Here is a 17084-nt window from a genome sequence, read left to right as displayed (position 1 = left end):
AGCTCAGCCGACCGGCACCAGGCGCGCCACGGCCTCCAGGTGGTGCGTGTGCGGGAACAGGTCGAAGGCGCGGAGGGCCTCCAGGCGGTACCCGAGGTCGGCGAACGTCGCGACGTCGCGGGCCAGGGCGACGGGGTCGCAGGCCACGTAGACGACCTGCGCCGGCTGCAGTGCCGCGATCGACACGACGACCTCGCGCCCGGCGCCGGACCGCGGCGGGTCGAGCACGATCGTCCCGGCCCGGAAGCGGTCGCGCTCCGGACGGGAGGCCGACTCGACCGTGCGGGACAGCCACCGGTCGACACGGCCCGTCTCGGCACGCGCGCCGATCCACTCGGACAGGTTCTCGAGTGCGTGCTCGGTCGCGCGGGTCGCGCTCTCGACGCTCGTCACGCGGGCGCGGGGTCCGACGACGTCGGCGAGGGCGGCGGCGAGCAGACCGACGCCACCGTAGAGGTCCAGGTGCTGGCCCTCCGGGTCGAGCCGGTCGCGGTCGACCAGGTCCTGCACGGCCGCGGTGAGGACGGCCGGCGCCTGCCGGTGGACCTGCCAGAAGCCGTCGTCGTCGACCGCGAACGTCCGCTCGCCGACGATCTCCTGCACGACGGTGGGGCGCTGCGCGTCGATGACCAGTCGGGCGCCGCCGGAGCCGCTCGGGCTGAGGACGTCGACGACCTCGGCACCGGGCATCGAACCGCGACCGAGCGGTGCCGACCCCTGCACGGTCGCGGTGGCCAGCGGCAGCGAGGTGACCGGGACGACGGTGTGCGAGCGGGCGGCGAAGGGTCCGGGCGTGCCGTCGGCGTCGACGTGCAGGCGGATCCGAGTGCGCCAGCCGAGGCCGTTCGCCTCGTCGTCGCCGGGCGCGGCCTCGACCACGACCGGCGCGCCGAGGACGGCGTCCAGGTCGATCCGGCCGAAGCGGGAGAACGAGTCGACCAGCACGTCGCGCTTGAGGGTCCGCTGGTGGGCCAGGGCGATGTGCCCGAACTCGGCGCCACCCGGACGGACCGCGGGGTCGCGGTCGAGGCCGGCCTCGGGCCAGACGTGGTCGACCCGGTGTTCGCTCGGTTCGAGGACCTGCACCGTGTCGGCGCGCCAGAACGACTTCTTCCGGTCCTCCGTCACCCGGGCCACGACCCGCTCCCCGGGGATCGCGTCCGTGACGAACACCACGCGCCCCTCGTGCCGTGCCACCGAGATGCCGCCGTGGGCGATCCCGGTGACGTCGAGTTCGAGCAGTGTGCCGACGGATTCACCCATGGTTCGATGTTCCCATGCGTCTGTACCTCGCGAGCACCTCCCCCGCCCGTCGCGCCCTGTTGTCGCAGTCCGGGATCGAGCCGGTGCTCGTCTCGCCGGGGGTCGACGAGGACGCCGCGGCCGCCGCCGAGCGGGACCGCCTGGGCCGCGACCTGACCGGCCCGGAGCTCGTGTCCCTGCTGGCGGCGGCGAAGGCGACGGCCGTCGCGGACGGCCTCGTCGGGCTCGCTGACGAGTCCGGCCTCGACGGCATCGTCTTCGGCGGCGACTCGGCCTTCGAGGTGGACGGCGTCCTCTACGGCAAGCCCCACGACCCCGAGGTCGCCCGGCAGCGGTGGCGGCAGATGCTCGCCGCGGGTGGCGGCACGCTGTGGAGCGGACACTGCGTCATCGACCGGCGCGTCATCGACGGTCGCGCCGGCGCCCGCTCCGTCGCCCGCTCCGTCGCAGAGGCGACCGTCTCGGGGACGGGAGGCGCGGTGCGGGCCGGAGACGAGCCTCCCGTCCGTCCCGTGGGTGCGCTCGCACTCGGCCCCGTCGCGCCCGGTGGGTCGGCGCTCGTCGTGGACGGCGACCGGGTGGTCGCGGTGGACAGCGCGGTGCTGACGTTCGCCGACGACATGACGCCAGCGGAGATCGACGCGTACGTCGCGACCGGTGAGCCGCTCGAGGTGGCCGGCGCGTTCACGATCGACGGGCGCGCCGCGGCCTTCATCACGCGCATCGACGGTGCCCCCTCGGCCGTCGTCGGCCTGTCGCTGCCGGTCCTGCGTTCGATGCTGCTGCGGGGGTTCGGCATCGCCTGGCACGACCTCTGGGCGCAGTAGTCGCGCTCGCACGCTGTAGACATCCACCTGCTGCCCACGGTGTTTCTTGTGGACGGCGGTCAAAACAGGACCTCGGCACACGAATACGCTGATGTTCCATGCCCCGCATCAGCAAGGTCCTCATCGCGAACCGCGGCGAGATCGCCGTCCGCATCATCCGAGCGGCCCGCGACGCGGGCAAGGCCTCGGTGGCGGTCTACGCCGACCAGGACCGTGACGCCCAGCACGCCCGCCTCGCCGACGAGGCCTACGCGCTGAACGGCACCACGAGCGCCGACACCTACCTGGTCATCGAGAAGATCATCTCCGTCGCCCGACGGTCCGGCGCCGACGCCGTGCACCCCGGGTACGGCTTCCTCGCCGAGAACGCCGACTTCGCCCGCGCCGTGATCGACGCCGGGCTGACCTGGATCGGCCCGTCGCCCGACTCGATCGAGCGCCTCGGCGACAAGGTCTCCGCGCGGCACGTGGCCGAGAAGGTCGGCGCGCCGCTCGCCCCCGGCACCATCGAGCCCGTGCAGGACGTGTCCGAGGTCATCGACTTCGTCGACCAGGTCGGACTGCCCGTCGCGATCAAGGCCGCCTTCGGTGGGGGTGGTCGTGGGCTCAAGGTCGTGCGCTCGCGCGACCAGGTCGAGGAGCTGTTCGAGTCCGCCACGCGCGAGGCCATCGCCGCGTTCGGGCGTGGCGAGTGCTTCGTCGAGAAGTACCTGGACAAGCCGCGGCACGTCGAGACCCAGTGCCTCGCCGACGAGCACGGCAACGTCGTCGTCGTCTCGACGCGTGACTGCTCGCTGCAGCGCCGCCACCAGAAGCTCGTCGAAGAGGCACCCGCGCCGTACCTGACCGAGGCGCAGCAGACGCTGCTCTACGAGTCGTCCAAGGCGATCCTCCGCGAGGTCGGCTACGTCGGTGCCGGCACCTGCGAGTTCCTCATCGGCGCCGACGGCACGGTGTCGTTCCTCGAGGTCAACACGCGTCTGCAGGTCGAGCACTGCGTCTCGGAAGAGGTCACCGGCATCGACCTGGTGCGCGAGCAGTTCCGCATCGCCGAGGGCGGCGCGCTCGACTACGCGGACCCGACCCCGCGCGGCCACTCCTTCGAGTTCCGCATCAACGGCGAGGACCCGGGCCGCAACTTCTTCCCCGCGCCGGGCCCCGTGCACGTCTTCAACGCGCCGTCCGGTCCGGGCGTCCGCGTCGACTCGGGCGTGGTCTCCGGCGACGTCGTCTCCGGCTCGTTCGACTCGATGCTCGCGAAGCTCATCGTCACCGGCTCGACCCGTGCAGAGGCACTCGAGCGCTCGCGCCGTGCCCTCGCCGAGTTCGAGGTCGCCGGCCTGCCGACCGTCATCCCGTTCCACCGCGCGGTCGTCGCGGACCCGGCGTTCGCCACGTCCGACGACGAGCCGTTCAGCATCTACACGCAGTGGATCGAGACCGACTTCGTCAACGACATCCCGGCCTGGAGTGGCTCACCCGAGGAACTGCCGGCCCCGGCGTCCCGCGACACGGTCGTCGTCGAGGTCCAGGGCAAGCGCATCGAGGTGACCATGCCCGCCGTCGTCGGTGGTGGTACCGCCGGTGCCCGCCGTCCGGCCGGGCCGTCGGCTCCGCCGAAGCGTCGGTCCTCCGGCGTCAAGGGCGGCCGTGCTGCCTCGGGCTCCTCGGTCGCGTCGCCCATGCAGGCCACCGTGGTGAAGCTCGCGGTCGCCGAGGGTGACACCGTCGTGAAGGGCGACCTGCTCGTCGTCCTCGAGGCCATGAAGATGGAGCAGCCCGTCCAGGCGCACAAGGACGGCGTCGTCACCGGGCTGAACGCCCCCGTCGGCCAGACCGTCTCGTCCGGCCACGTCCTGCTCGAGCTCGCGTAGGGCCGCCGGCGCGCCTGGCCGCCGCGCCCGCCGCCCGGCGCCGATCGGCTCCGCACAACAGCAACCGCCCCGAACCACGGCTTCCCGTGGTTCGGGGCGGTTTCCGTTGTGCGACGCCAGCTGACGCCGGCCGGTGTCAGCGGATCCGGCGGAAGCGCCGGGCCTCGAGCGGGAGGCCCGTCCCCAGCAGCAGCGCACGGAGCCGAGCCGTGTCCTGCGTCTCGGGCCAGCCGAAGCGGCCGACCTGACGGACGTCCGGCACCCGGCGGAGTCGGTCCTCGCGGCGCTTCTCCTGGAGGAGGACGTCCTCGGCGGTGAGGCCGGCCGCGCGCATGGCCGGGTCCCGGTACTTGGCCGCACCGTCGAACTCGAGGACGACGCCGTGGTCGGGGAACCAGAAGTCGACCCGCGCCACGAAGCCGGCGGCATCGCGGAACTCCGCCTGCAGTTCCGGCCGCGGCGCTCCGAGTTCGTCGAGCGCCACCCGGGCGACCGACTTTCCCACCGATCCACCGCGGGCGTCGGCGAAGTCGATCGCGAACCGCGCCCGATCGCGGCCGTGCACGGCGCTCGAGGCATCGAGTCGTGCGCGGAGTGCCGCTCGGTCGACACCGCGGTGGAGCGCGACGTCGAGGACGGGCACGGAGCGCCGGAGCTCCTGCGTCAGCGCGATGTCGACGACGGTGCTGGACAGGTCCGACACCGCGCGCCCCGAGAGCGTCCGGGCGAGGCGCATCGGGCGGTTCTTGCCGGGGTGCTTCCGCAGCAGCCGGAGGGACTGGGACGTCTCGCGCTCGGGGTCGATCACGTCGACGACCTCGGGGAACTCGCCGCTCCAGGGCAGACCGTGCAGTGCGAGGGCGGACACGTGCGAGAGGACCAGGCGCGGAGCGACCAGCTCGTCGATCGCGTCGATCCGAGCGAGGTGCCGAACCCTCGCATCCGCCGCCCGCCAGCGATCGGCGTCGACGAACCGGCCGGGTGCGAGCCGGACGAGCGCACCCCGGTCGGCCGCTGCCGCGAGGTCCCGGCCCCGCCGGCCGGTGGGGTCGGCGCTCCCGCCCCTGATGATCTCCAGTCGTTGCATGTCGGCAGCTTCCGGCAGGACCACGGTGCCTGCGCGGCTCTTCCTGCTTGCTGTGGACAGCCTCCCGGCCGACCCCAGTCGTGCAGGAGTGCCGGTTCCGACGGGCGCAGCACAACGAGAACCCGCTCGAACCGCGCCATGCAGCGGTTCGAGCGGGTTCCTGTTGTGCGCAGCCGGTCGGCGCCGGCGGGCGGCGGCGGCGCGGGCCGCGGCGGCCGCGGGCGCGCCCTACGAGACCAAGGGGCGGACGGCGGCGGCCAGGCGGTCGGCCAGGGCCGACGCCTCGGCGGGGGTGGCCGCCACGGTGTCGATGTAGACCTTCACCTTCGGCTCGGTGCCGCTCGGGCGGACGATGACCCGGGCACCGCCCTCGAGGTCGAAGCGCAGGATGTCCGACGGCGGGAAGCCCTCCACCCCGTCGAGGAAGTCCGTCACGGACGCGATCGCGACGCCGCCGAGCTCCGTCGGCGTGGCGGTCCGGAGCGACGCCATGATCTCGCCGATCCGCGACAGGTCGTCCACCCGCGTCGCGACCTGCCCGGACGCGAACGCCCCGAACCGCTCGGCGAAGGCGTCGAGCTGGTCCGCGATGGTCTTGCCCTCGGCCGCCAGCTCGGTCGCGAGCGACAGCAGCTCGAGTGCGGCGGAGATGCCGTCCTTGTCGCGGATCACCTGCGGGTCGACCAGGTAGCCGAGGGCCTCTTCGTACCCGAACAGCAGGTCCGGCACGCGCGACACCCACTTGAACCCGGTCAGCGTGTCCCGGTGCCCGAGCCCGTACTGCTCGGCGACCCGGGCGAGGGCCGGCGAGCTGACGATCGACGCGGCGAGCACCCCGGTCACGCCGGCGTCGGCTGCACGGGCGGCGGCGCGCCAGCCGAGGAGCCAGCCGACCTCGTTGCCGGCGAGACGTCGGTACGAGCCGGAGCCGTCCGGGATCGCGAGAGCCAGACGGTCGGCGTCGGGGTCGTTGGCGATCACCAGGTCGGCACCGACCGCGACACCGCGGGCGATCGCCAGGTCCATCGCGCCCGGCTCCTCCGGGTTCGGGAACGAGACCGTCGGGAACGCACCGTCGGGCTCGATCTGCTCCGGCACCACGGCCGGCTCACGGAACCCCGCTCGCGCGAAGACCGCGCGGGCGGTCTCCCACCCGACGCCGTGCATGGCCGTGTAGACCACGGACGGCTGCGCGTCGACCGGGAGGGCCGGGGCCGGCACCGTCGCGGCCGTCGCGTCCACGTACGCCTGGACGAGCGACGCGTCGGCGACGGTGTAGTCCGTCGCCCGTTCGAGCGAGCGGATGTCGCCCGCTGCGACGTCGTCGATGGCCGCAGCGATCTCGCCGTCGACCGGCGGCACGATCTGCGAGCCCTCGTCGTCGCCGCCGAGGTAGACCTTGTACCCGTTGTCCCGCGGCGGGTTGTGGCTGGCCGTCACCATGACGCCCGCACCGACGCCGAGGTGCCGGACGGCGAACGCGACGAGCGGTGTCGGCAGTGCCGCGGGCAGCAGCGTGACGTCGAGGCCGAGGCCCCGCATGACCTCGGCGGAGTCGCGCGCGAAGACGTCCGAGTTGACCCGGCCGTCGTACCCGATGACGACGCTGCGGTCCCGCCCGGATTCGATGAGGAAGCGGGCCAGCCCCGCGGCGGCCTGCGTGACGACGACCCGGTTCATCCGCAGGGGGCCGGCGCCGAGTTCGGCACGGAGCCCGGCGGTGCCGAACTGCAGCCGGCCGGCGAACCGGGCGTCGAGTTCCTCGGTGTCCCCGGCGTCGACGAGCCGCTGCAGCTCGGCGCGGGTCTCGTCGTCGGGGTCCTGCTCGATCCAGGCCAGGGCGGTGTCGAGGACGCTCACAGTGCCGCCACCACGCGGGCGAGCAGGTCGGCGATGACCGGCTCGGCCTGCTTGCCGGCCTCGAGCACCTCGGTGTGGGACAGCGGCGTCTTCTGGATGCCCGCAGCCAGGTTCGTGATGAGCGAGAAGCCGAGGATCTCCATGCCAGCCTGCCGGGCGGCGATCGCCTCGAGCGCGGTGGACATGCCGACGATGTGGCCGCCGATCGCCTTCGCCATCTGGACCTCGGCCGGGGTCTCGTAGTGCGGGCCGCGGAACTGCGTGTAGACGCCTTCGTCGAGGGACGGGTCGACCGACTTCGCGACCGCACGGAGACGTGCCGAGTACAGGTCGGTCAGGTCGATGAACGTCGCGCCCTCCAGCGGGCTGTCGGCGGTCAGGTTGATGTGGTCGCTGATCAGGACCGGCGTGCCGGGCGTCCAGGTCTCCTTGATGCCCCCGGCACCGTTGGTGAGGACCATGACCGAGGCGCCGGTCGCGGCAGCCGTCCGGACGCTGTGCACGACGCGACGCACGCCGTGGTTCTCGTAGTAGTGCGTGCGCGCACCGATGACCAGCGCGTGCCGGCCGTCGGCGAGACGGATCGACCGGACGGTACCGGAGTGCCCGGGGACGGCCGAGGCGCTGAACCCGGGGACGTCCGCAGCGGGGATCTCGGAGACGGTCTCCCCGAGCAGGTCGGCGGCCTTGCCCCAGCCGGAGCCGAGCGTCAGGGCGATGTCGTGCCGCTCGATGCCGGACCGCTCCGCGATGACTGCGGCGGCGTCACGGGCGACGTCGAAGGGGTCGACGGCGGGGTCGTTCAGGGGGTTCTCAGTGCTGGGCATGCGCCGATCGTACCGGGCGGCAGATCAGCCGAGTGCCTTCTCCACAGCCGCCGTGATCTCGCTCTGGTCGAAGTGGTTCCGGATCACGATGACCTCGGCGTAGGTGGTCCCGATGGCCTCGACGAACTCCTGGCTGGTGAGGATCACGTTGGCGTCGTCGGAGACGTCCCGCACCGAGGCGACGTCGGCGGCGACGACCTCGGCCGTCAGCCCGAGCGCCGCCAGGGCCTTCTCGGCGTTCACCTTGAGGATCGCGCTGGCACCGATGCCGGCGCCGCAGATGGTCACGATCTTCACGTGGTGCTCACCCCCACGATGCTCCGGATCTGGTCCGCGCTGGTGGCCTCCGCCAGTCGCCTGGTGACGGTCGGGTCGTTGAACAGGTTCGCGATCGCGCCGATCGACTCGAGGTGCGTGCCGACCTCGGCCACGGCCAGGCCGAGGACGACTGAGACGGGGTCGTTGTGCGGGTGCCCGAAGACGACCGGTTCGGCGAGGGTGACGACCGCCAGCCCGTCGCGGAGCACGCTCGACCCCGGCCGGGCGTGCGCGAACGCCAGCCCGGGTGAGATCACGATGTACGCGCCGTGCTCCTCGACCATCGCGATCATGGCGTCGGTGTAGGCGTCGGTGGTCGAACCGGCAGCCACGAGGGCGTCGCCGACGCTCCGGAGCGCGTCACGCCACGACGACGCGGACGTCCCGAGGACGACGGCCGGGTCCGGCAGCGGCGGCAGGCCCATCGGCTCAGGCCTCCGCGTACCCGGCGGTGATCGCGGCGATGATCTCCTCGCGGTCCTCCAGCGGCAGGAAGGTACCGAGGGCGGCGTTGATCTGGAACGCGGCGAGGTCGTCGAGGTCGTAGCCGAAGGTGCCGGCCAGGAGCGCGAGCTCCTTCGACAGCGTCGTGTTGCTCATCAGGCGGTTGTCGGTGTTCACCGTGACCCGGAAGCCGAGCTGGTACAGGACGTCGAACGGGTGGTCGGCCAGGTCGTCACCCCACGCGGCGATGGCGCCGGTCTGCAGGTTCGAGGACGGCGAGACCTCGAGCGGGATCTCGCGGTCACGGACCCAGGAGGCCACCTCGCCCAGGGTGGCGAGCATCGAGCCGTCGCCGCCGTCGGTCAGGGCGACGTCCTCGAACACCCGGACGCCGTGGCCGAGGCGCAGCGCGTGGCCGTCGACGAGTGCCGACCGGATCGACGCCAGACCGTCCGCTTCGCCGGCGTGCACGGTGACGGGGAAGAGCTCGGAGGCCAGGTAGTCGAACGCTGCCTTGTGGTTCGACGCGGGGAACCCGGCTTCGGCGCCGGCGATGTCGAAGCCGACGACGCCGTGGTCGCGGTGGCGCACCGCGAGCTGGGCGATCTCCAGCGAGCGGTCGGCGTGGCGCATGGCGGTGACGAGCTGACCGATGCGGATGGACCCACCGGCGGCGTCGACCGCGGCTTCGATGCCGGCCTGGACGGCTTCCACCGTCTGGTCGAGCGTCAGCCCGCGCTGCAGGTGCTGCTCGGGCGCCCAGCGGATCTCGCCGTAGACGACACCGTCCGCGACGAGGTCCTCGACGAACTCCTTCGCGACGCGGGTCAGCCCGGCTTCGGTCTGCATGACGGCCGTGGTGACGTCGAACGTCTTGAGGTACTCCACCAGGGAGCCGGAGTTGGACTGGTCGGCGAACCACGCGGCCAGCTCGGTCGGGTCGGTGGTCGGCAGCTCGACGCCGTCGGTCGCGGCGAGCTCGATGATCGTCGCGGGACGGAGGCCGCCGTCCAGGTGGTCGTGCAGCGAGACCTTGGGCAGGTCGTTGATGACCGCCCCGGCGTCGGGCAGGCGGTGGATGGTGGCGGCGTCGCTCATGCGCCCAAGGCTATCGGTGGTCACCGACCCCCGCAGGGCGGGGCCGACAAACCCGTGGACGACGGACTGGAGGCTCCCCACAGGACGTGTGGGGAGCCTCCGGTTCCGAACGTGTGGCGGACGCCGCTACTGGATCCGCTCGCGCACGATCGGGCCGCGCTCCGGCGCGGACTCGCCGATCGACCAGGCACACTCGAGGGACTCGAGGGCCCGCTCGAAGCGCTCCGGTTCGTCCGTGTGCAGCGTCCAGAGTGGCTGACCGGTGGTGACCGTGTCGCCGGGCTTGACGTGCAGTTCGATGCCGGCGCCGGCCTGCACCGGGTCCTGCGCCCGCGCACGCCCGGCGCCGAGGCGCCAGGCCGCGATGCCGAACGGCAGTGCCTGCTGCGTGGCGAGCACACCGGACTCGGTGGCGGTGACGACGTGCGTCTCGGCGGCGACCGGCAGCGCGGCCGACGCGTCGCCGCCCTGCGCCTCGATCATGCGGCGCCAGGTGTCCATCGCGCGGCCGTCGGCGAGGGCGGCGGCCGGGTCGGCGTCGGTGACCCCGGCCAGCCGCAGCATCTCCTCGGCGAGCGACACGGTCAGCGACACCACGTCGGCAGGCCCGCCGCCGGCAAGCACCTCGACGGACTCGCGCACCTCGAGGGCGTTGCCGATCGTCAGGCCGAGCGGGACCTCCATGTCGGTGAGGAGGGCCGAGGTCGCGACCCCGGCGTCCTTGCCGAGGTCGACCATCGTCTGCGCCAGGAGCTTCGACTGCTCGAAGTCCGCCATGAACGCGCCCGAGCCGAACTTCACGTCGAGCACGAGGGCAGCGGTGCCTTCGGCGATCTTCTTCGACATGATGCTCGACGCGATGAGCGGGATGCACTCGACCGTGCCGGTGATGTCCCGGAGCGCGTAGAGCTTCTTGTCGGCCGGTGCCAGACCCGACCCGGCCGCGCAGATGACCGCACCGACGTCGGCGAGGATCTCGGACATGCGCTCGTTCGAGATCGCGGCCTGCCAGCCCGGGATCGACTCGAGCTTGTCGAGCGTGCCGCCGGTGTGGCCGAGTCCGCGACCGGACAGCTGCGGCACCGCGACGCCGAACGTGGCGACCAGCGGTGCGAGCGGCAGGGTGATCTTGTCGCCGACGCCGCCGGTGGAGTGCTTGTCGACCGTGGTCTTGCCGAGCGAACCGAACGACATCCGCTCCCCCGACGCGATCATCGCGAGGGTCAGGTCACGGATCTCGCGGCGCTCCATGCCGTTGAGGAAGATCGCCATCGCGAGCGCGGCCATCTGCTCGTCCCCGACGTAGCCACGCGTGTACGCGTCGACGAGCCAGTCGATCTCGGCGGTGGACAGCGTCCCGCTGGAGCGCTTCGTGCGGATGAGGTCGACGGTGTCGAACGGCTCGACGGCCATGGTCAGTGCTCCTGCTGGTAGGTCATGAGGGTGCGCGGCCCGAAGGCGTCGGGCAGGACCTCGTCGATGGTGCGGATGCCCGAGACCGTCTCGAGGAGCATGCCCTCGGTCGAGTGCTCGAACAGCAGCTGCCGGCAGCGCCCGCACGGCATCAGGGTCGCCCCGTCGCCGTCGACGCAGGTGAACGCGACGAGCTTGCCGCCGCCGGTCATGAACAGCTGCGACACGAGCGAGCACTCGGCACACAGGGTCACCCCGTACGAGGCGTTCTCGACGTTGCAGCCGGAGACGATCCGGCCGTCGTCGGTGAGCGCCGCAGCCCCCACCGGGAAGGACGAGTACGGCACGTAGGCGCGCCCCATCGCGGTGGTCGCGGCCTCCCGCAGGGCGGTCCAGTCGACGTCGACGGTCCCGTCGATCGCGGCGTCCGGGTCGGACGGGAGGCTCTGGGCCGGGTCCGTCCAGGAGGGCTCGCCGGTCGTCGGGTCGGTGGTGACCCCCTGGTCACCCGCAGCGTTCGTGTCGGTCATGTGGCGGGCCTCCCGGCTAGTTCTTGATGTACGGCTTGCCGGACGCCGCCGGGCCCCGCGACTGGCCCACCAGACCGGCCACCGCGAAGATCGTGACGACGTAGGGCAGCATCAGCAGGAACTCGCTCGGCACCGGCGAGTTGATCGCCCCGAGGGTGTTCTGCAGGTTCGACGCGAAGCCGAACAGCAGCGCGGCGAGCGTCGCCTTGATCGGGTCCCAACGGCCGAAGATGACAGCGGCCAGCGCGATGTAGCCCGCGCCCGCCGTCATGTCCTTCGTGAACGGACCGACCGCGTCGAGCGTGAAGTACGCACCACCGAGGCCGGCGATCGCACCGGCGAGCGAGACGTTCCAGAAGCGCGTGCCGGTGACGTTGATGCCGACGGTGTCCGCGGCCTCCGGGTGCTCGCCCACCGCGCGGAGGCGCAGGCCCCAGCGGGTCTTGAACAGCGCGAAGGTGACGACGGCGACCGCGATGTAGGCCAGGTAGACGATGACGGTCTGCTCGAAGAACACCGGGCCGATCACCGGGATCTGGTGCAGGACCGGGATCTCGATCTTCGGGAAGCGGATGCCGACGTTGAGCGTGGTCTCGGACGGCGAGAGCACCTGCGAGTACAGGAACCCGGTGAGCCCGGAGATGAACGCGTTGATGACCACACCGACGATGACCTGGTCGACGAGGTACTTGATGCTGAACGCCGCCAGGACGAACGACACGAGCACACCCGCGATGAGGGCACCGATCAGACCGACCCAGGCGGACCCGGTCAGCGAGGCGATGAGGGCGGAGGTGAACGCGCCGGCGAGGAACTGTCCCTCGATGGCGATGTTCACGACGCCGACCCGTTCTGAGATGACGCCACCGAGGGCACCGAACACCAGCGGGACGCTGAGGCCGATCGCGCCGACCAGCAGACCGGGCAGCGGGATCGTCTTGCCGGCGGCGGCCCAGGTGAGGAAGCCGACGACGAACACGACCGCGAAGACGCTCGTCAGCCACAGCGGCACCGGACGGAACCGGCCGACCAGGAAGAACGCGACGGCGGTGCCGAGCGACAGCAGGACGACGACGACCACGCCGGTCGCCAACGACGGCAGCCCGACGTTCGGCAGCTGCACGAAGTCGCCGGCGTTGGCCAGACGGAACGTGGTCGTGCCGCCACGACGGACGCCGAGGAACAGCACGGCGGCGAGCACCGAGAACACGGCGAACGCGATCGGTGCCTTCCAGCTGCGGGTGGTCTCGACCGCTCGGTCCGCGACGGGTGCGGCCGGGGCCGCGGTGGGGCTGAGGGTGCTCACGCGGCGACCGCCTTCCGCTTGGAGTTCTTCGCAGTGCGACGACGTGCGCCCGGCTGCGGGATCCGGAAGACCGCGCGGACGAGCGGCGGGGCCGCGATGAACAGGACGATGAGGGCCTGGATGACGCCGACGATGTCGATCGGGATGCCGTTGGCGGCCTGCATGGCGTAGCCACCGTTCTTCAGCACGCCGAACAGGATCGCGGCCCAGAAGGTGCCCCAGGGCTTGGAGCGGCCGAGCAGCGCGACGGTGATCGCGTCGAAGCCGATGCCGGCGTCGATGCCCGAGGTGAAGCCCGTCGTGACGGCACCCTCGACCTGGTAGGCACCGGCGATGCCGATGAGGGCACCGGAGATCACCATCACCCAGACGGTCAGCGCCGGGACGCTCATGCCGGCGACGCGGGCCGCGCGGGGGTTCTCGCCCACCGTGCGGAAGCGGAAGCCGAGCGACGACTTGTTCATGAGCCACCACACGACGACGACCGCGACCAGGGCGACGAGGAACCCGACGTCGATGCCGAACCGGGAGCCGAACAGCGACGGCAGGACCGCCGAGTCGCGGGTCGCGGGCGAGATCGGGTTCGGGCTGCCGCCGGCCTGCAGGAGGCCCGGGGTGCGGAGCATGAAGCTCACCAGGTACAGCGCGACGTAGTTGAGCATGATCGTCAGGACGACCTCGTTGGCACCGGTCCGGGCCTTGAGGAGTCCGACGATGCCCGCCCAGACCGCACCGCCGACGATGCCGGCCAGGATCGTCAGCGGGATGTGCACGATCGCGGGCAGGTCGAACGAGAACCCGACCCAGCCGGCGGCCGCGGCGGCCATCAGGACCTGCCCCTGCCCGCCGATGTTGAACAGACCGGTGCGGAACGCGACCGCGACGCCGAGGCCAGCGGCGATGAGCGGCACCGCGTAGTCGACCGAGCGCGTGATCGGGGCGATCGCGGTCGCGAACGACGGCGCACCGAAGTTGACGACCGAACCCTGGAACAGCGACGAGTACGAGCCGCCGACGGCCGTCCCGACCGCACGGAGCGTGTCGAGCGGGCGGGCGAAGAAGTACCCCGCCGCGGCCTGGACGTCCTTGTCGGTCAGGGCGATGAGGACACCGCTCGCGATGAGGGCCAGGACCACCGCGAGGACGGTGGTCAGGACCGAGCCGTTCACGATGCTGCGGAGCGCGTCGCTCCAGCGGCCCTCGCGGCGCTCGCTGTCGGTCGCCGAGTCGGTCATCAGGTGCGGGGCGCCGGTGACCTCCTGCAGACGGTCGTCGACGGCAGGGGTCGCGTCGGCGGGCGTCGCGGCGGCGGTCGTCGCGTCGGCGGTCGTCGCGTCGGCCGGGAGGCCCGTGGTCGCGTCGGTCTGTGCGGTGCGGTCCGACGGCGTGGTGCCGTCGTGCTGCGGCGTGGGGTCGCTCACGCGGCGAGCTCCGTTCCTGCGGGCAGTTCGCCCGCCATCATGAGTCCGAGGACGTCCCGGGGTGTGGACGCGGGGACGATGCCGACGATCGCGCCGCGGTACATCACGGCGATCCGGTCGGCGAGGGCGACGACTTCGTCGAGCTCGGTGGAGACGACGATCACCGGGACGCCGCTGTCGCGGGTCTCGACGATGCGCTTGTGGACGAACTCGATCGAGCCGACGTCGATGCCGCGCGTGGGCTGCGCGGCGACGAAGAGCCGCAGCGGGCGGCTGAGTTCGCGGGCAAGGACGATCTTCTGCTGGTTGCCGCCGGAGAGCCGACCGGCCGCGGTGGTGCGCCCGGGCGTGCGGATGTCGAACTCGGCGATCTTCTCGTCGGCGAAGGCGTCCCGCTCGGCGGCGCGGATGGTGCCGGCACGGACGAAGTCGGCGGAGTCGGCGCGGTCGAGCATGAGGTTCTCGGCGATCGTGAACTCCCCGACCAGGCCGTCCTCCTTGCGGTCCTCGGGGACGAACCCGACGCCGGCGTCCAGGATCTGCTTGACGCTGCGCCCGGTGACCTCCCGGCCGTCCAGGGTGATCCGGCCGGAGCGCACTGGCTCGAGGCCCATGATCGCCTCGGTCAGTTCGGTCTGGCCGTTGCCCTGCACGCCCGCGATGGCGAGCACCTCGCCCCGACGGACGGTGAACGAGACGTCGTCGACCAGCACCAGGCCGGTCGGGTCGGTGACGGTGAGCCCCTCGACGACCAGGGCGGCGTCGCCCGGGGTGGCCGGGGCCTTGTCGACGACCAGTTCGACGCTGCGGCCGACCATGAGTGCCGCGAGCTCGCTGTTCGACGCGGTCGGCGACGCTTCGCCGACGACCTTGCCGAGCCGGATCACGGTGATGCGGTCGGCGACCTCGCGGACCTCGCGGAGCTTGTGGGTGATGAAGACGATGGCGGTGCCGGCTTCGCGGAGCTGGCGCATGATGCCCATCAGCTCGTCGGTCTCCTGCGGGGTGAGGACGGCCGTCGGCTCGTCGAACACCAGCACGGAGGCGTCGCGAGACAGCGCCTTGATGATCTCCACGCGCTGCTGCACGCCGACCGGCAGGTCCTCGACACGGGCGTCGGGGTCCACGTCGAATCCGAAGCGCTCGGAGATCTCGCGGACGCGCTTGCGAGCACCCGCCAGGTCGAGGCGGCCGCCGAACGCGGTCTCCTCCTGCCCGAGCATCACGTTCTCGGCCACGGTGAAGACGGGGACGAGCATGAAGTGCTGGTGCACCATGCCGATGCCGGAGCGCATGGCGTCGCCCGGTCCGTCGAAGGCCTGGACGACGTCGTCGAGCAGGATCTCGCCCTCGTCGGCCTGGTACATGCCGTAGAGGACGTTCATCAGGGTCGACTTGCCCGCACCGTTCTCGCCGAGGAGACAGTGCACCTCGCCCGGTTCGACGGTGATCGAGATGTGGTCGTTGGCGACCAGGCTGCCGAACCGCTTCGTGATGCCGCGGAGTTCGAGCTTCATGTCGGTGAGTCTATTTCTGTCTCGGGCGTGCACGGGTCCCCGTGCGCGCGAGAACGCGGGCGGAGGAGTGCTCCCCCGCCCGCGTTCGTCGGACTACTTGACGGATGCCTCGGTGTCGACCTTGACCGAGCCGTCGATGATGCCGGCCTTGATCTTGTCGAGCTCACCCTGCAGACCCGAGTCGACCTTGGACTCGTAGTCGTGGAACGGCGCGATGCCGACGCCGTCGTTCTTCAGCGTGCCGACGTACGGCGTCTTCGAGAAGTCGCCCTTGGCGGCCTGCTCGACGACGTCCTTCGTGGCGGGCTTCATGCCCTTCTCGATCGAGGTGAAGGCGATGTCCTTGTAGCGGGGGTCGGCCTCGTAGAGGTCGCTGTCCGCGCCGATGAGGACGGAGCCGTTGTCGGCGTCCTTGATCGCCTCTGCGGCCGACTGGTAGATCGGGCCACCGACGGGCAGGATCACGTCGGCGTCCTGGTCGAGCAGCGACTGCGCGACCGACTTCGCCTGGGTGCCGGCCTCGAAGCCACCGGTGAAGGAGCCCTTCTGGCTCTTGACGTCCCAGCCGACGACCTTGACGTCCTTCTTCTTCTGCTCGTTGTAGTACGCGACGCCGTCCGCGAAGCCGTCCATGAAGATGGTGACGGTCGGGATCTGCATACCGCCGAAGGTGCCGACGGTGCCGGACTTCGAGTAGGACGCCGCCGCGTAGCCGGCGAGGAACGCCGCCTGCGAGGTGTCGAACGTGATCGGCTTGACGTTCTTGGCGTCGATCGAGTTGTCGTCGATGATCGCGAAGTCGGTGTCGGGGTTCGCCGCGGCCTGCTTCTTCGTCGAGGCGGCGAGGTTGAAGCCGACCGTGACGATGAGGTTGCAGTTCTGGTTGACGAGCTGCTGGATGTTCGAGTCGTAGACGGTCGCGTCCTTCGACTCGGCGTCCTTGTACTGGGCGCCCAGGTCGGAGGCGGCGTCCTTCATGCCCTCGAAGCCGAGCTGGTTGAACGACTTGTCGTCGAAGCCACCGGCGTCGGAGACCATGCAGGGCAGGAAGTCGGACTTCTTGGACGAGGTCGAGCTGGACGGTGCGGATGCGCAGCCGGCGAGCACGGCGACGGTGCCGACGAGCGCGAGACCGCTCATGGCGACGCGACGGGTACGAGATGACACGGGGGTTCCTCCGGGGAGATCGGGAGTCGACCCGGAGTCACTGCGCACCGGGCGATCGTCAGGACAGTACACGACCGGCCGGGCGGTACAGGACCGGTCCGGAGGCCCTCCGACATCGGTTACGCGATCGCG

Annotated in this window: 15 protein-coding genes; 2 read left to right on the top strand and 13 right to left on the bottom strand. The window is 71.5% G+C overall.

What is annotated here, in order from left to right; all coding sequences use genetic code 11:
- Nucleotides 1–3 precede the first annotated feature (3 nt).
- Nucleotides 4–1263 (bottom strand): TRAM domain-containing protein, encoded by a 1260-nt coding sequence (locus QL987_RS06490; RefSeq protein ID WP_290156825.1) that lies wholly within the window; start codon nucleotides 1261–1263, stop codon nucleotides 4–6.
- 14 nt (nucleotides 1264–1277) lie between these two features.
- Here QL987_RS06490 and QL987_RS06485 point away from each other — a divergent pair, with 14 nt between their 5' ends.
- Together QL987_RS06485 and QL987_RS06480 are read left to right on the top strand one after the other, a co-directional pair.
- The gene (locus tag QL987_RS06485; protein ID WP_290156824.1) at nucleotides 1278–2090 is read left to right on the top strand and encodes a Maf family protein; all 813 of its coding nucleotides are present in this window, start codon (nucleotides 1278–1280) and stop codon (nucleotides 2088–2090) included.
- Between the two features lie 98 nt (nucleotides 2091–2188).
- Nucleotides 2189–3964: a biotin carboxylase N-terminal domain-containing protein gene (locus tag QL987_RS06480; RefSeq protein WP_290156823.1), complete on the top strand. Its 1776-nt coding sequence runs from the start codon at nucleotides 2189–2191 to the stop codon at nucleotides 3962–3964.
- 136 nt (nucleotides 3965–4100) lie between these two features.
- On the opposite strand, the gene QL987_RS06475 is transcribed toward QL987_RS06480, so the two are convergent.
- From QL987_RS06475 to QL987_RS06420, 12 genes are all read right to left on the bottom strand, one after another.
- The gene (locus QL987_RS06475) at nucleotides 4101–5051 is read right to left on the bottom strand and encodes a hypothetical protein (protein WP_290156822.1); all 951 of its coding nucleotides are present in this window, start codon (nucleotides 5049–5051) and stop codon (nucleotides 4101–4103) included.
- A 228-nt stretch (nucleotides 5052–5279) separates the two neighbouring features.
- On the bottom strand, nucleotides 5280–6911 hold the full coding sequence (locus QL987_RS06470; protein ID WP_290156821.1) for a phospho-sugar mutase: 1632 nt from the start codon (nucleotides 6909–6911) through the stop codon (nucleotides 5280–5282).
- The gene (locus tag QL987_RS06465) at nucleotides 6908–7738 is read right to left on the bottom strand and encodes a purine-nucleoside phosphorylase (protein WP_290156820.1); all 831 of its coding nucleotides are present in this window, start codon (nucleotides 7736–7738) and stop codon (nucleotides 6908–6910) included. Before QL987_RS06465 ends, QL987_RS06470 begins: the two co-directional genes overlap by 4 nt.
- A 24-nt stretch (nucleotides 7739–7762) precedes the next feature.
- Nucleotides 7763–8035 (bottom strand): PTS sugar transporter subunit IIB, encoded by a 273-nt coding sequence (locus QL987_RS06460; RefSeq protein WP_111074264.1) that lies wholly within the window; start codon nucleotides 8033–8035, stop codon nucleotides 7763–7765.
- A complete protein-coding gene (locus tag QL987_RS06455) occupies nucleotides 8032–8481 on the bottom strand; it encodes a PTS sugar transporter subunit IIA (protein ID WP_290156819.1) in 450 nt (149 codons plus the stop codon). Before QL987_RS06455 ends, QL987_RS06460 begins: the two co-directional genes overlap by 4 nt.
- A gap of 4 nt (nucleotides 8482–8485) precedes the next feature.
- Nucleotides 8486–9598, bottom strand: coding sequence for an adenosine deaminase (locus QL987_RS06450; RefSeq protein ID WP_290156818.1), 1113 nt, complete (start codon nucleotides 9596–9598; stop codon nucleotides 8486–8488).
- Nucleotides 9599–9724: 126 nt separating this feature from the next.
- Nucleotides 9725–11011, bottom strand: coding sequence for a thymidine phosphorylase (locus QL987_RS06445; protein WP_290156817.1), 1287 nt, complete (start codon nucleotides 11009–11011; stop codon nucleotides 9725–9727).
- A 2-nt stretch (nucleotides 11012–11013) separates the two neighbouring features.
- Entirely contained in the window at nucleotides 11014–11430 is a 417-nt protein-coding gene (locus QL987_RS06440) for a cytidine deaminase (RefSeq protein WP_258376666.1), read from the bottom strand.
- 127 nt (nucleotides 11431–11557) lie between these two features.
- The gene (locus tag QL987_RS06435) at nucleotides 11558–12847 is read right to left on the bottom strand and encodes an ABC transporter permease (RefSeq protein ID WP_111074269.1); all 1290 of its coding nucleotides are present in this window, start codon (nucleotides 12845–12847) and stop codon (nucleotides 11558–11560) included.
- Nucleotides 12844–14268: an ABC transporter permease gene (locus QL987_RS06430; protein WP_290156816.1), complete on the bottom strand. Its 1425-nt coding sequence runs from the start codon at nucleotides 14266–14268 to the stop codon at nucleotides 12844–12846. The genes QL987_RS06435 and QL987_RS06430 overlap by 4 nt, the downstream gene beginning before the upstream one ends.
- Nucleotides 14265–15785, bottom strand: coding sequence for an ABC transporter ATP-binding protein (locus QL987_RS06425; RefSeq protein ID WP_111074270.1), 1521 nt, complete (start codon nucleotides 15783–15785; stop codon nucleotides 14265–14267). The genes QL987_RS06430 and QL987_RS06425 overlap by 4 nt, the downstream gene beginning before the upstream one ends.
- Before the next feature lie 93 nt (nucleotides 15786–15878).
- Nucleotides 15879–16952, bottom strand: a complete 1074-nt coding sequence (locus tag QL987_RS06420) for a BMP family ABC transporter substrate-binding protein (RefSeq protein ID WP_111074271.1) — start codon at nucleotides 16950–16952, stop codon at nucleotides 15879–15881.
- Between the last annotated feature and the right edge of the window lie 132 nt (nucleotides 16953–17084).

This window comes from Curtobacterium sp. APC 4022, assembly GCF_030407555.1.
In the GTDB taxonomy this organism is placed as follows: Bacteria; Actinomycetota; Actinomycetes; order Actinomycetales; family Microbacteriaceae; genus Curtobacterium.
This window is presented reverse-complemented; position numbering and strand designations above follow the sequence as displayed.